Consider the following 12,363-nt stretch of genomic DNA (forward strand, 5'->3'; position numbering starts at 1 on the left):
GTGCGGGGCCGGGGGGGGGAGGGGCGGCGGCGGGTCTTCCATCCGCCCGCTCGTTCCTCGCGGGCTCCCGCCAGGCCCGCCACGACCCGCCGCCGCCCCTCCCCGCCCGGCCTTTGCCTCGTCGGCGTCTGGCCCCCCGCCCGGCCTTCGCCTCGTCGGGGGATGACGAAAGGCTCCGTCCCGCGCGGGAGGGAGCCTTTCGACTGCTATCAGGGGTCAGGGGTCAGGGGTCAGCGGGCGAAGGCCTGGTCGATCAGGACCGCCTGCTGGGCCTGGTGCTTCTTGGCCGTGCCGGCGGCGGTGGAGGCCGACGCCGGGCGGGAGACGACGCCGACGCGCGGCAGGTCCTCCGGCAGGTTGATGTGGATGTAGGACCACGCGCCCTGGTTCTCGGGCTCGTCCTGGACCCACACGACCTCCGCGTCGCCGAACCGGCCGAGCTCGGCGCGCAGGGCGTCCAGGTCGAGCGGGTAGAGCTGCTCGAGCCGGACGATCGCCACGCCGTCGTCGTCACGCCGGTTGCGCTCGGCGAGGAGGTCGTAGTAGACGCGGCCGGTGCACAGCAGGACGCGCTCGACCTTCGCCGGGTCGGCCGCGGCGTCGGTGATCACCGGCATGAACGTGCCGCTCGTGAAGTCCTCGACCGAGGAGGCGGCGGCCTTGAGGCGCAGCAGCTGCTTCGGGGTGAAGACGATGAGGGGACGACGAGGACGGTCGTAGGCCTGGCGACGCAGCAGGTGGAAGTACGACGCGGGCGTCGACGGCTGGGCGACCGTCATGTTGTTCTCCGCTGCGAGCTGCAGGAACCGCTCGATGCGAGCCGACGAGTGGTCCGGACCCTGACCCTCGTAGCCGTGGGGGAGCAGCATGACGACCGAGGAGTACTGGCCCCACTTCTGCTCCGCGGAGGAGATGAACTCGTCGATGACGGTCTGGGCGCCGTTGACGAAGTCGCCGAACTGGGCCTCCCAGAGCACGAGCGCGTCGGGGCGCTCGACCGAGTAGCCGTACTCGAACCCGACGGCCGCGTACTCCGACAGGGAGGAGTCGTAGACCCAGAACTTGGCCTGGTCGGCCGACAGGTACAGCAGCGGCGTCCACTCGGCACCTGTCTCGCGGTCGTGCAGGACGGCGTGGCGCTGCACGAACGTGCCACGCCGTGAGTCCTGTCCGGCGAGGCGCACGGGCGTGCCCTCGGCGAGCAGCGAGCCGAACGCGACCAGCTCGCCGAAGCCCCAGTCGATGCCGCCCGACTCCGCCATCTGCCGACGGCGGTCGAGCATCTGCGCGAGCTTCGGGTGGATCGTGAAGCCTTCCGGGGGCGAGGCGTGCGCCTGGCCGACGCGCTCGAGGACCTTCCGGTCGATCGCTGTCTTCCAGCCCACCATGGTGCCGGCGTCCTCGAGCTGCGACTCGGGCCGCTCGAGTCCCGCGACGGGCTCCTTGTCGGCGGTCGGCGTGTAGCCGCCCTCCTTGGTCTCGGTGAACACGCGCTCGAGCTGGGACTGGTAGTCCTGCAGGACGTGCTCGGCCTCCTCGAGCGTGATGTCGCCGCGCGCGACGAGGTTCTCGGTGTAGAGCTTGCGCACCGAGCGCTTCGCCTCGATGAGGTTGTACATCAGGGGCTGGGTCATCGACGGGTCGTCGCCCTCGTTGTGCCCGCGGCGGCGGTAGCAGACGAGGTCGATGATGACGTCGCGGTCGAACTGCTCGCGGAACGCGAACGCGAGCTCGGCGACGCGCACGCACGCCTCGGGATCGTCCCCGTTCACGTGGAAGATCGGCACCTGGTAGCCCTTGGCCACGTCGGTCGCGTACGTCGTGGAGCGGGACGACGACGGACCCGTCGTGAAGCCGACCTGGTTGTTGATGAGGACGTGCACCGTGCCGCCCGTGCGGTAGCCGCGCAGCTGCGAGAGGTTGAGCACCTCCGGGACCACACCCTGGCCCGCGAACGCCGCGTCGCCGTGGATGAGGATCGGCAGCACCGAGAAGCCGTCGCCGCCCAGGTCGATGCGGTCCTGCTTGGCTCGCACGATGCCCTCGAGGACCGGGTCGACGGCTTCGAGGTGCGACGGGTTGGCCGCGAGGTAGACCTTGGTCGTCGCGCCCGACTCCGCGGTGAACGTGCCCTCGGTACCGAGGTGGTACTTCACGTCGCCGGAGCCCTGGACGCTCTTCGGGTCGAGGTTGCCCTCGAACTCCGCGAAGATCTGCGCATAGCTCTTGCCGGCGATGTTCGCGAGGACGTTGAGCCGCCCGCGGTGTGCCATGCCGATCCCGACCTCGTCGAGCCCGTTCTCCGCCGCGCGCGACAGGATCGCGTCGAGCAGCGGGATGAGCGACTCGCCGCCCTCGAGCGAGAAGCGCTTCTGGCCGACGAACTTGGTCTGCAGGAAGGTCTCGAACGCCTCGGCGGAGTTGAGCCGGCGCAGGATGCGCAGCTGGTCCTCGCGGGGCGTGCGGGCGTACCCGGACTCGAGCCGTTCCTGCAACCACTTGCGCTGCCTGCGGTCGGCGAGGTGCATGTACTCCGCACCGATCGTGCGGCAGTACGAGTCGCGCAGGAGCCCGAGGACGTCGCGCAGGGACGACCGCGTGCTCCCGCCGAACCCGCCGGTGGGGAACGTGCGGTCCAGGTCCCACAGGGTCAGCCCGTGGTTCTGGATGTCGAGGTCGCCGTGCTTGCGCTGGCGGTAGGCGAGCGGGTCGGTGTCCGCCATGAGGTGCCCGCGCGAGCGGTAGGAGTGCACCAGCTCGGCGATCTTGGCGGGCTTGGCCGCCTCGATCTCCGCGTCCGTCGTGTTGTCGCGGACCCAGCGCACCGGCTCGTACGGGATGCGCAGGGCGGCGAACACGCGGTCGTAGAAGCCGTCCTCGCCGAGGAGCTTGTTCGACAGGACGCGCAGGAACTCTCCGGACTGAGCCCCCTGGATGATGCGGTGGTCGTACGTCGAGGTGATCGTCAGGACCTTCGAGATGCCCAGCCGGGCGAGACGCTCGGTCGAGGCCCCCGCGAACTCGGCCGGGTAGTCCATCGCGCCGACGCCGACGATGGTGCCCTGCCCCTGCATGAGACGCGGGACGGAGTGCACCGTGCCGATGCCGCCGGGGTTGGTCAGCGAGATCGTCGTGCCGGCGAAGTCGTCGACGCCCAGCTTGCTGCCGCGCGCGCGTCGCACCAGGTCCTCGTAGGCCGCCCAGAACTGGGCGAAGTCCATCGTCTCGGCCTTCTTGATGCTCGGCACGAGGAGCTGGCGGGTGCCGTCCGGCTTCGCGAGGTCGATCGCGAGGCCGAAGTTCACGTGGGCGGGCTGGTTGATCGCCGGCTTGCCGTTCAGCTCGGTGTAGCTCGCGTTCATCGACGGCATGTCGGCCAGCGCCTCGACGAGGGCGAAACCGATGAGGTGCGTGAACGAGATCTTGCCGCCGCGGCCGCGCGCGAGGTGGTTGTTGATGACGATGCGGTTGTCCACCATCAGCTTGGCGGGCACCGCGCGCACCGACGTGGCGGTCGGCACCTGGAGGCTGGCCTCCATGTTGGTCACGACGCGAGCGGCGGGTCCGCGCAGCTTCTGCACGTCGTCGTCGGCCGGGGCCTCGTCGGCGGGCACGCCGGCGACCTTGCGGGCCGGTACCTGGGCATAGGGGGCGGTGGCAGGCTGTGCGGTGGCGACCGGGCTGTTGGCGCGCGCGGCCTCGGCAGCGGCGTTGACCTCCGGGTCGGCGGGCAGGATGCGCGGCTTGGCACGCTGGGCCGACTCCGCCGCGGCGGAGCCGTCGGTCGCGGGCGCCGGGCGCTGCTGCGACTCAGCGGTCTTCGAGGCCTTCGCCGGCGCCGGGCCGGTCGACGGCGTGGGCGTCGTCGCCGCGTTCGTGCTGCCGTTCGTCGTGGCAGCAGGGGCCACGGCGCCGTCGGACGCGGCGACGTCCTCCGAGCGGTCTGCGGGGCGGTAGTCGGCGAAGAAGTCCCACCACGCGGGATCGACCGCGTTCTTGTCCTTCAGGTACTGCTCGTACAGCTCGTCGACCAACCACTCGTTCGCGCCGAAGACGGAACGAGCGTCGCTGATCGTCTCTGACTCAGCCTTCGGGGACACGCGTGGATCGCCCACTTTCCATGAAACATCGACTTCTGCTGCCGTCCGTCGCCAGGGAGGGCGGCCGGTCCGGTCCGGTTGCCGGACCCTCCCAGACTAGGCCCTCGTCCTCGTCGTAGCAGTCCCCGACAGGCCTTCTCGCGCGAGCCGTCCGCGGGTTCTTCACACCGTGTTGTCGGCAGGCAAAAGTGGTGCCACGCGCACCTTGGATCCGGGCAAGAGCGCGGAATCTGGCCCCATCACCGGGTATGCCGGAGGGTCCGTGTGATGGAACTCACCGCGCGTCGTCGGACACGGTGGGGTCCACCGGCTCCTCCTCCTCACCGTCGCCCGCCACCCCGGCCACGCGCGCCGGGAGCGTCACGCGCATCGTCGCGCCGCGCGGGCTGTCCGCCACCTCGACGCGCCCGCCGTGGAGGTCGACCGCCCAGCGCACGATCGCGAGACCGATGCCGGTTCCGCCGGTCGTGCCACCCGAGCCCGCGTGGCCGCCGCCGGTCGCGCTCGCCCGGGCGAAGCGCTCGAAGATCCGCTCGCGGTCCGCGGCAGCGATGCCGGGCCCGTCGTCGCCGATCTCGATCACGACGTCGTCGTCCACCGGGTAGGCCTCGAGCCGGATCTCGCCGCCCGCCGGGGAGTGCCGGATCGCGTTCTGCAGGAGGTTCACGACGACCTGGTGCAGACGCTCGCGGTCCGCCTCCAGGACGAGGTCCTCGGGTGCGACGTCCACGAGGTAGCGCAGCCCCTTGGCGGCGTCGACCATCGCGACCGCCTCTGCGTTCTCCTCGAGGAAGTCTCCGACGTCGATCTGCGCGATGTTCAGTGCCGCCGCCCCCGCCTCGATGCGGGACAGGTCCAGGAGGTAGGTCACGAGCCGGGTCAGCCGCTCGGTCTGCGCGAGCGCCATCTCCATGGTCGCCGGCGTCGGCCGGGTGACACCGTCGACGACGTTCTCGAGCTGCGCCTGCAGCGCCGCGATCGGTGTGCGCAGCTCGTGCGAGACGTTGGCGATCAGCTCGCGGCGGAGCTGGTCGCTCGTCGCGAGGTCCTGGGCCATCACGTTGAACGCCACCGCGAGCTGCCCGACCTCGTCGCGGCTGGTCGCGCGCACGCGTCGGCTGTAGTCGCCGTCGGCCATCGCCTGCGCGGCAGCCGTCATCTCCCGCAGCGGGGACGTCATGCCGCGCGCGAGCAGCTGGGTGAGCAGCAGCGACAGGACGATCGCCAGCGGGAAGGTGCGCGAGGGACCGAGCTGGTTGCGCAGCCCGATCCAGGTGATCAGGACGGCGAGCGTGACGGTGGCCGCCACGAGGACGCCGAGCTTGATCTTCAGCGAGCGGAACGAGTCGAGCGGTCGGACGTCCGGCAGGTGCGGGCGCATCGTCCGATGCTCCACCTCTGTTCGCGCCGGGACGTCGGGCGGGTCCGTGCGACCCGAGGGCGCCGTCATTCGGCGGGTGGCTCGAACGCGTACCCGACCCCGTGCACGGTACGGATCAGGTCCGCGCCGAGCTTGCGACGCAGCGCCTTGATGTGGGAGTCGACGGTGCGGGTGCCGCTCGCGTCCGCCCAGTCCCACACCTCGGCGAGCAGGCGCTCGCGCGTGAGCACCGTCTTCGGCGAGGTCGCGAGCATGACCAGCAGCTCGAACTCGGTCGGGGTCAGGTGGACCTCGTCCCCCGCGCGGTACACGCGGCGCTGGGCCTTGTCGATCGTGACGTCGCCGATCGCCATCGGCGGCTCCACGGGTGCGGTGCTCGCCGCCTGGGCGGCGCGGTCGACGCGGCGCAGGAGGACCTTGATGCGTGCCACCAGCTCGCGCATCGAGAACGGCTTGGTCATGTAGTCGTCCGCGCCGACGCCCAGGCCCACGAGCATGTCCGTCTCGTCGTCGCGCGCGGTGAGCATGAGGATCGGCACCGGGTGCTCCGCCTGGACCCGGCGCGTCACCTCGAGGCCGTCGATCCCCGGCAGCATGACGTCGAGGACCATGACGTCGGGACGCAGCCGGTTCGCGGCGTCCACCCCGGACAGCCCGTCCCGCGCGACCTCGACCCGCCAGCCCTCCGCGCTCAGGCGCTGGGCGATGGCGGTCGCGATCGCGGGCTCGTCCTCCACGACGAGGACGGTCGCGTTCTGCTGACCGGCCGAACCGGTCGGGGACACGGGCCGTGGCCCCGCAGTGGGCCCGACACCCGCACCGGAAGGGTTTGCGCTGGCAGCCATAGGGACAGCGTGGCACACGAGGGCCCCGAGCGTCCGGATATGCGTCCACCGCGGGTGCGCCGTGGTGCTGCGGCGCGTCGTGCGGCGCTAGCATCGTCGCACGATGAAGAGCACCTCTCGATATCGGTGGAGCACCTCGTGGTAGGCGACTGGTTCATGGTCGCGCTCGGGGTGCTCCTGACCGCAGGCACAGCCGTCTTCGTGGCCGGGGAGTTCTCTCTCGTCACCCTCGACCCCGCCGTCATCGGAGCCGGTGACGACCACGACGAGGGCGACGGACCGGGGCCCGGCGACCGCCGCGAACGCAGCGTGCGCGCCGGCCTCAAGCACCTGTCGACCGAGCTCTCGTCCGCCCAGGTCGGCATCACGATCACCACGATCCTCCTCGGCTACACCGCGCAGCCGGCGCTCGCGTCGCTCCTCGGCGCCGGGCTCTCGGGCACGACGCTGAGCGAGGCCGTCGCCGCGGTGCTCGCGGTCGTCCTCGCGCTCGTCCTGGTCAACGCCTTCTCGATGCTGTTCGGTGAGCTGATCCCGAAGAACTTCGCGCTCAGCGCCCCGTACGCGACGGCGCGCCAGGTCGTGCCCGTCCAACGGCAGTTCACCAAGGCGTTCCGCCCGCTCATCGCCGTCCTGAACGGCTCGGCGAACGCGCTGCTGCGCCGGCTGGGGGTCGAGCCGCGGGAGGAGCTCTCCGGGGCGCGGTCCGCACCGGAGCTCGCGGCGCTGGTCCGGCGCTCCGCCGAGGAGGGCACGCTGGACGTCTCCGTCGCGACGCTCCTGACCAACTCGATCGAGCTCGATGCGCTCAGCGCGGTCGACGTCATGACCGACCGCATGCGGATGGTCGTCCTCGAGCGGGACGCGTCGGCGGACGACGTGATGGACGCCGCGCGTCGCACGGGCCACTCGCGGTTCCCCGTGATCGGGGAGGACCGGGACGACGTCGTCGGGCTCGTGCACCTGCGCCGCGCGGTCGCGGTCCCGTACGAGCGCCGCGCCGACGTGCCGGCCGCCGCGCTCATGGACGACGTGCCGCGTGTCCCCGAGACCGTGCGCCTCGGCCCGCTGCTGGTGGAGCTGCGCGGGCTCGGGATGCAGATGGCCGTCGTCGTGGACGAGTACGGCGGGACGTCCGGCGTGGTCACGCTCGAGGACGTCGTGGAGGAGCTCGTGGGCGACGTCGCCGACGAGCACGACTCGCGGCGTGCCGGCGCGACCCGCGCGGAGGCGGGCTCGTGGCTGGTCCCCGGCGTCATGCGCCCGGACGAGCTCAAGGAGGTCACGGGCCTCGCGGCTCCCGAGGACGCCGCGTACGAGACGCTCGGCGGCCTCGTGATGTCCGTGCTCGGCAGGGTGCCGGAGGTCGGTGACCAGGTGGTCGTCGGGGAGGAGAGCTCGCGGGTCGTGGTCCGCGTCGAGGTGATGGACGGGCGTCGCGTCGAGCGCCTGCGCGTCCAGGAGGTCTCCGCATGAGCTCGACCACGGCCCTGCTCGTCGGCCTCGTGCTGCTGGCCGGCAACGCGTTCTTCGTGGGCGCCGAGTTCGCGGTGATCTCCTCGCGCCGCTCCGCGATCGAGCCGCTCGCCGCGCAGGGCAACCGGCGCGCACGCACCGTGCTGTGGGCGATGGAGCACGTGTCCCTCATGCTCGCGTGCGCGCAGCTGGGCGTGACGGTGTGCTCCACCGGTCTGGGGATCGTGGCCGAGCCCGCGCTCGCGCACCTCGTCGAGGCGCCTCTGCACGCGCTGGGCGTCAGCACCTCGCTCGCGCACCCGATCGCCTTCGTCGTCGCCCTGGCGGTGGTGGTCTACCTGCACGTGGTCCTGGGCGAGATGGTGCCGAAGAACCTTGCCGTGTCCGGCCCGGAGGCGGCCGTCCTGTGGTTCGGGCCCCCGCTCGTGTGGCTCGGTCGGGTGCTGCGACCGATCATCGGCGCGCTGAACTGGGTGGCCAACCACGTCGTGCGCTGGTCGGGGGTGGAACCGAAGGACGAGGTCGCGTCGGCGTTCACCGCCCAGGAGGTCCAGTCGATCGTCGAGCACTCGCAGGCCGAGGGCGTGCTCCGCGACGAGCAGGGCCTGCTGTCGGGGGCGATCGAGTTCTCGGAGCGCACGGCCGCCGACGTCATGGTCGGGGTCGGTGGGCTCGTGACCGTGACCGAGGGCTGCACGCCGGACGACGTCGAGCGGCTCGTCGCCAAGACCGGCTTCTCCCGGTTCCCGATGCTCGACCGCACGGGCGACCTCGTGGGGTACCTCCACGTCAAGGACGTCCTGTACGCGGACGAGTCCACCCGGCACCGTGCGATCCCCGCCTGGCGGGTGCGCGCGCTCGCGACGGCGGTGCCGGGGGACGAGGTGGAGGACGTGCTCCGGGCCATGCAGCGGTCCGGTGCCCACCTGGCCCGTGTCGACGGAGCGGCCCAGGTCGCCGCGCTGGGCGTGGTGTTCCTGGAGGACATCCTCGAGGAGCTCGTCGGTGAGGTGCGCGACGCGATGCAGCGACCGCAGCACTGAGCGTCCGCGCGCGGACGGCGTGGGCGCGTTCCCATGGCGGTGACCAGGAGACTTGGCATCCCCGGGACACTTCGTTACTGTTCCGTGATTGATCCGGTTTGCCGGAGTGATTCCTTCGACGGCGTGAGAGGCGGGTGGCAGTGGAGCCGCAGGATCCAGGTTCCCCCGCGTTCGAGTCCCGCCGGGCACGCCGCGAGGCCGAGGCCGGTCCTCGACGCCCCCGACGCCGGGCGGTGGACGTGCCCCGCCAGCACCGCTGGGCACCGCGGATGGCCGTCCTCGGCACCCTCGCCGTCGCCACGATCGCGATGCCGCTCTCCGCGGCCGGCCTGGACGGTGGTGTCCCCTCACCGTACGAGCCCGAGACGGGCCCGGAAGGACCGAGCGCGCTCGACCTGGCCACCGCTCCCTCCACCGTCCCCGCGGTCTCGGAGGCGGTCGCCGCGGCGCCGCGGGTCGCGGGCCGCAGTGCCGCCGCCTCCCGGTCGTCGCTGCGCGAGCCGTTGCCCGGCTGCGACCCCGAGGTGCGGCCCACCGGCTCGAACGGCCAGCTGGACCCGCACGGTCTGTGCGCACTGTGGCAGCCGGACTCCTACCTGCGGCCCGACGCGGCTGTCGCGCTCTCGGCGCTCAACGAGGCGTTCCGGGCGAACTTCGGCCGCGACCTGTGCCTCGTGTCGTCCTACCGCTCGCTGGACACCCAGGTCTCGCTCAAGGGCACGCGCGGCGCGTTCGCCGCCCGGCCGGGCACGTCGATGCACGGGTGGGGCCTCGCGATCGACCTGTGCTCGAAGGAGACGGGTTCTCGCGAGGTGTACGACTGGATCAACCTGAACGGCCCGGTGTACGGCTGGGACAACCCGGCGTGGGCCAAGCGCGGCGGTGTCGGCGCCTACGAGCCCTGGCACTTCGAGTACACCCAGGGCGTCGAGGAGATGGACGGGGCCTGATCCCCGTCACAGCCGCTGGTTGCGGCCGAAGTCCTGGGCGAAGTGGGGCCCGGTCGACTCGAGCTCGGCGTCGAACGCCGTGCGCCACCCGCCGAACGGGCGCCCGGCCAGGGCGTCGTTGGAGAACCTCGCGTCGTCGGTCAGCTCGGTGAGGCAGAAGGCGGGGATCCGCAGGTCCGTCACGGGTCCCGTACGCTCGCACTCGGCGATCACGAGCGGGTGGTTGGCCCCGCCGAAGACGTCGATCACCCAGCCGTCGTCCCCCAGCCACGCGGAGTAACGCGTCTTGACGATGAGAGCGCCGCCGCGTCGGATCATCTGGAGACCGACCGCCGGGTCGATCTCGCGCTCGGCCTCGTAGCGCGTCCCGCCGGCCGTCGGCCCCTTGACGGTCAGGGTGCACAGGTCGACGGCGTCGGCGTGCTCCGCGAGCGTGTCGAGAGCGTCGGTGGAGGGCGCCATCGGTGCGTCGACCTCCGGGGCCTTGGCGCGCAGCCGCAGGGCGTACCCCTCGTCCGCGAGGTAGTAGCTCTGGACGATGAGGGTCGGTGCGTCGCGCAGGTCGGGCGGTACCGACCGCACGAGGAAGCGGCGCTCGAACTCGAAGTCCCCGTACCCGCCGTCAGTCATGCCTGCCACGGTAGCGGTCGGGCCGTCCGGCGGGGGCCGGAGCGCGCCGCTGCCGACAGCAGATCTGCCCTCGGCAGATCCGGCCCCGGACGGCGCTGCGGCCGGGCACGGTGGTGGGCATGAGCGAGCACCCGAGTCCACAGCTGTTCTCCGAACGAGTACGACGCGAGCTGTACGAGCAGCGCGTCCTCGTCCTCGACGGTCCCCTCGACGACGACAACGGGATGCTGCTGGCGACCCACCTGATCGCGCTCGCCGCCGAGGACCCTGCTGCCGACGTGTCGCTGTGGATCCACTCCCCGGGTGGCTCGGTACCGGCCATGCTGGCGATCCGCGACGTCGTCCGGATCGTCCCGTGCGACGTCTCCACCCTCGTGCTCGGGATCGCCTACAGCGCGGGTCAGTTCCTGCTGTCGTCCGGCACCCGGGGCAAGCGCCGTGCGCTGCCGCACTCGCGCGTGCTGATGCACCAGGGTTCGGCCGGGATCGGCGGGACCGCGGTCGACATCGAGCTGCAGGCGGGCGACCTGCGCCACACCCGGGACACGGTGCTCGGTCTGGTCGCCCAGGACACGGGGCAGCCCGTCGAGCGCATCCACGAGGACTCCTTGCACGATCGCTGGTACACGGCTCAGGAGGCGCTGGAGTACGGCTTCGTCGACTCGATCGTGCGGTCGTTCGACGACATCGCTCCGCGCCGACGCCGCCAGGTCAGTCTCAGCGCGACCGCCGGGCGGGCGATCGCATGAGCACCTACACGATCCCGAGCGTCATCGTGCAGCACCCGCGCGGTGAGCGGGTCATGGACGTCTACTCGCAGCTGCTCACGGAGCGCATCATCTACCTCGGCACCGGAATCGACGCCGGCGTCGCCAACTCCCTCGTCGCCCAGCTCCTCCACCTGGAGTCGGACGACCCCGAGCGGGACGTGCAGCTGTACATCAACTGCGAGGGCGGGGACCCGAGCGCGATGCTCGCCGTCTACGACACCATCCGCTACATCCGACCGCAGGTGGCGACGACCTGCGTCGGGCAGGCCGTCGCGGTCGGTGCCGTGCTCCTCGCGGCCGGCGCGGCGGGCAAGAGGGCCGCGCTCCCGCACACCCGGGTGGTCCTGCACCAGCCGGCCGCACAGGGTCGTGGGACCGTCCCGGACCTCATCCTGCAGGCCGACGAGGTCGTCCGCGTCCGCGCGGACATGGAAGGGATCCTCTCGCGGCACACGGGTCGGACCGTCGAGCGGCTCCGCGCCGACACGGACCACGACCGGGTATTCACCGCCGCGGCGGCACGGGAGTACGGCCTCCTCGACCACGTGCTCGAGGAGCGGGAAGCCGTACGGACCTGAGCGGCCAGCCGGGCCTATGCGGCCAGGGCGTAGGCGCTGCGGCAGGTCGCGGCTCGCGCGCCGTCGACGTGCGAGGGCTGCAGGCTCTGGGCGACGCCGAGCGTGAGATCGACCAGCGTGACGTCCAGCGCACCGGCGACCGCTGCGATCATCTCGCTGGACGGCTCCTTGGTCCCCCGTTCCATCTCGGAGAGGTACTGCGGCGAGACCCCGGCCCGGCCCGCGGTCTCGGACAGGGTCTCGGCCCGCGCGTGGCGCAGGGCCCGCAGCTGGTCGCCGAGGACGTGTCGCCACAGCGGACCACGTTCTCGTCGCGCCGCCGCGCGGTCCCGGTCCGGCGCGGGCCGCAGTCCGTCGGGCCGGGGAGCAGGCGGGGCAATGTTCTCGGCCATGCTGGATGGTAGGTCGGCGAACCGGTCGACCGCTCGGTGTTCTGCTCCCGGCAGAACGCTCTCCCCAGGGGAGACACCGCACAAGAAGGTGCCCTCGATAGGATTCGAACCTACGACCTTCTGCTCCGGAGGCAGACGCTCTATCCACTGAGCTACGAGGGCGCGCGGCGCCGGTCGTGACGACCGGTCGGCGCGATG

The 12,363-nt window shown here is 71.8% G+C and carries 10 protein-coding genes and 1 tRNA gene; 5 read left to right on the forward strand and 6 right to left on the reverse strand.

Annotated features, from left to right (window positions below; genetic code table 11):
- Positions 1 to 230 precede the first annotated feature (230 nt).
- From IF651_RS13465 to IF651_RS13475, 3 genes are all read right to left on the reverse strand, one after another.
- Complete coding sequence (locus IF651_RS13465) at positions 231 to 4,100, reverse strand: multifunctional oxoglutarate decarboxylase/oxoglutarate dehydrogenase thiamine pyrophosphate-binding subunit/dihydrolipoyllysine-residue succinyltransferase subunit (RefSeq protein ID WP_191829654.1); 3,870 nt, start codon at positions 4,098 to 4,100, stop codon at positions 231 to 233.
- Positions 4,101 to 4,374: 274 nt separating this feature from the next.
- Positions 4,375 to 5,481 (reverse strand): HAMP domain-containing sensor histidine kinase, encoded by a 1,107-nt coding sequence (locus IF651_RS13470; protein WP_191829655.1) that lies wholly within the window; start codon positions 5,479 to 5,481, stop codon positions 4,375 to 4,377.
- A 65-nt stretch (positions 5,482 to 5,546) separates the two neighbouring features.
- Entirely contained in the window at positions 5,547 to 6,326 is a 780-nt protein-coding gene (locus IF651_RS13475; protein WP_194720218.1) for a response regulator transcription factor, read from the reverse strand.
- Between the two features lie 138 nt (positions 6,327 to 6,464).
- Here IF651_RS13475 and IF651_RS13480 point away from each other — a divergent pair, with 138 nt between their 5' ends.
- The 3 genes from IF651_RS13480 to IF651_RS13490 all read left to right on the forward strand — a co-directional run bounded on the left by IF651_RS13480 (position 6,465) and on the right by IF651_RS13490 (position 9,795).
- A complete protein-coding gene (locus IF651_RS13480; protein WP_338403962.1) occupies positions 6,465 to 7,802 on the forward strand; it encodes a hemolysin family protein in 1,338 nt (445 codons plus the stop codon).
- Complete coding sequence (locus tag IF651_RS13485) at positions 7,799 to 8,845, forward strand: hemolysin family protein (protein WP_191829656.1); 1,047 nt, start codon at positions 7,799 to 7,801, stop codon at positions 8,843 to 8,845. The genes IF651_RS13480 and IF651_RS13485 overlap by 4 nt, the downstream gene beginning before the upstream one ends.
- 134 nt (positions 8,846 to 8,979) lie before the next feature.
- Positions 8,980 to 9,795, forward strand: coding sequence for a M15 family metallopeptidase (locus IF651_RS13490; protein WP_338403963.1), 816 nt, complete (start codon positions 8,980 to 8,982; stop codon positions 9,793 to 9,795).
- Between the two features lie 6 nt (positions 9,796 to 9,801).
- Here the strand turns inward: IF651_RS13490 and IF651_RS13495 are convergent, their stop codons facing one another.
- Positions 9,802 to 10,425 (reverse strand): CYTH domain-containing protein, encoded by a 624-nt coding sequence (locus IF651_RS13495; RefSeq protein WP_191829657.1) that lies wholly within the window; start codon positions 10,423 to 10,425, stop codon positions 9,802 to 9,804.
- Positions 10,426 to 10,544: 119 nt separating this feature from the next.
- On the opposite strand from IF651_RS13495, the gene IF651_RS13500 reads away from it, so the two are divergent.
- Positions 10,545 to 11,174, forward strand: a complete 630-nt coding sequence (locus IF651_RS13500) for a ClpP family protease (protein ID WP_191829658.1) — start codon at positions 10,545 to 10,547, stop codon at positions 11,172 to 11,174.
- A complete protein-coding gene (locus tag IF651_RS13505) occupies positions 11,171 to 11,773 on the forward strand; it encodes a ClpP family protease (protein ID WP_191829659.1) in 603 nt (200 codons plus the stop codon). The genes IF651_RS13500 and IF651_RS13505 overlap by 4 nt, the downstream gene beginning before the upstream one ends.
- 14 nt (positions 11,774 to 11,787) lie before the next feature.
- Here IF651_RS13505 and IF651_RS13510 read toward each other — a convergent pair whose 3' ends face one another.
- Positions 11,788 to 12,165 carry a helix-turn-helix domain-containing protein gene (locus IF651_RS13510; protein ID WP_191829660.1) on the reverse strand — a complete coding sequence of 126 codons (378 nt, stop codon included), beginning with the start codon at positions 12,163 to 12,165 and terminating at the stop codon, positions 11,788 to 11,790.
- Positions 12,166 to 12,254: 89 nt separating this feature from the next.
- Positions 12,255 to 12,327 (reverse strand) — tRNA-Arg (locus IF651_RS13515).
- Positions 12,328 to 12,363: the final 36 nt, after the last annotated feature.

The organism is Cellulosimicrobium arenosum (genome assembly GCF_014837295.1).
Taxonomy (GTDB): domain Bacteria; phylum Actinomycetota; class Actinomycetes; order Actinomycetales; family Cellulomonadaceae; genus Cellulosimicrobium; species Cellulosimicrobium arenosum.

Excerpts from the sequence above, each read along its gene's own strand:
- IF651_RS13495 (WP_191829657.1), bottom strand. The coding sequence starts at position 10,425 with ATGACTGACGGCGGGTACGGGGACTTCGAGTTCGAGCGCCGCTTCCTC.
- IF651_RS13510 (WP_191829660.1), bottom strand. The coding sequence starts at position 12,165 with ATGGCCGAGAACATTGCCCCGCCTGCTCCCCGGCCCGACGGACTGCGG.
- IF651_RS13500 (WP_191829658.1), top strand. The coding sequence starts at position 10,545 with ATGAGCGAGCACCCGAGTCCACAGCTGTTCTCCGAACGAGTACGACGC.
- IF651_RS13475 (WP_194720218.1), bottom strand. The coding sequence starts at position 6,326 with ATGGCTGCCAGCGCAAACCCTTCCGGTGCGGGTGTCGGGCCCACTGCG.
- IF651_RS13470 (WP_191829655.1), bottom strand. The coding sequence starts at position 5,481 with ATGCGCCCGCACCTGCCGGACGTCCGACCGCTCGACTCGTTCCGCTCG.
- IF651_RS13485 (WP_191829656.1), top strand. The coding sequence starts at position 7,799 with ATGAGCTCGACCACGGCCCTGCTCGTCGGCCTCGTGCTGCTGGCCGGC.
- IF651_RS13505 (WP_191829659.1), top strand. The coding sequence starts at position 11,171 with ATGAGCACCTACACGATCCCGAGCGTCATCGTGCAGCACCCGCGCGGT.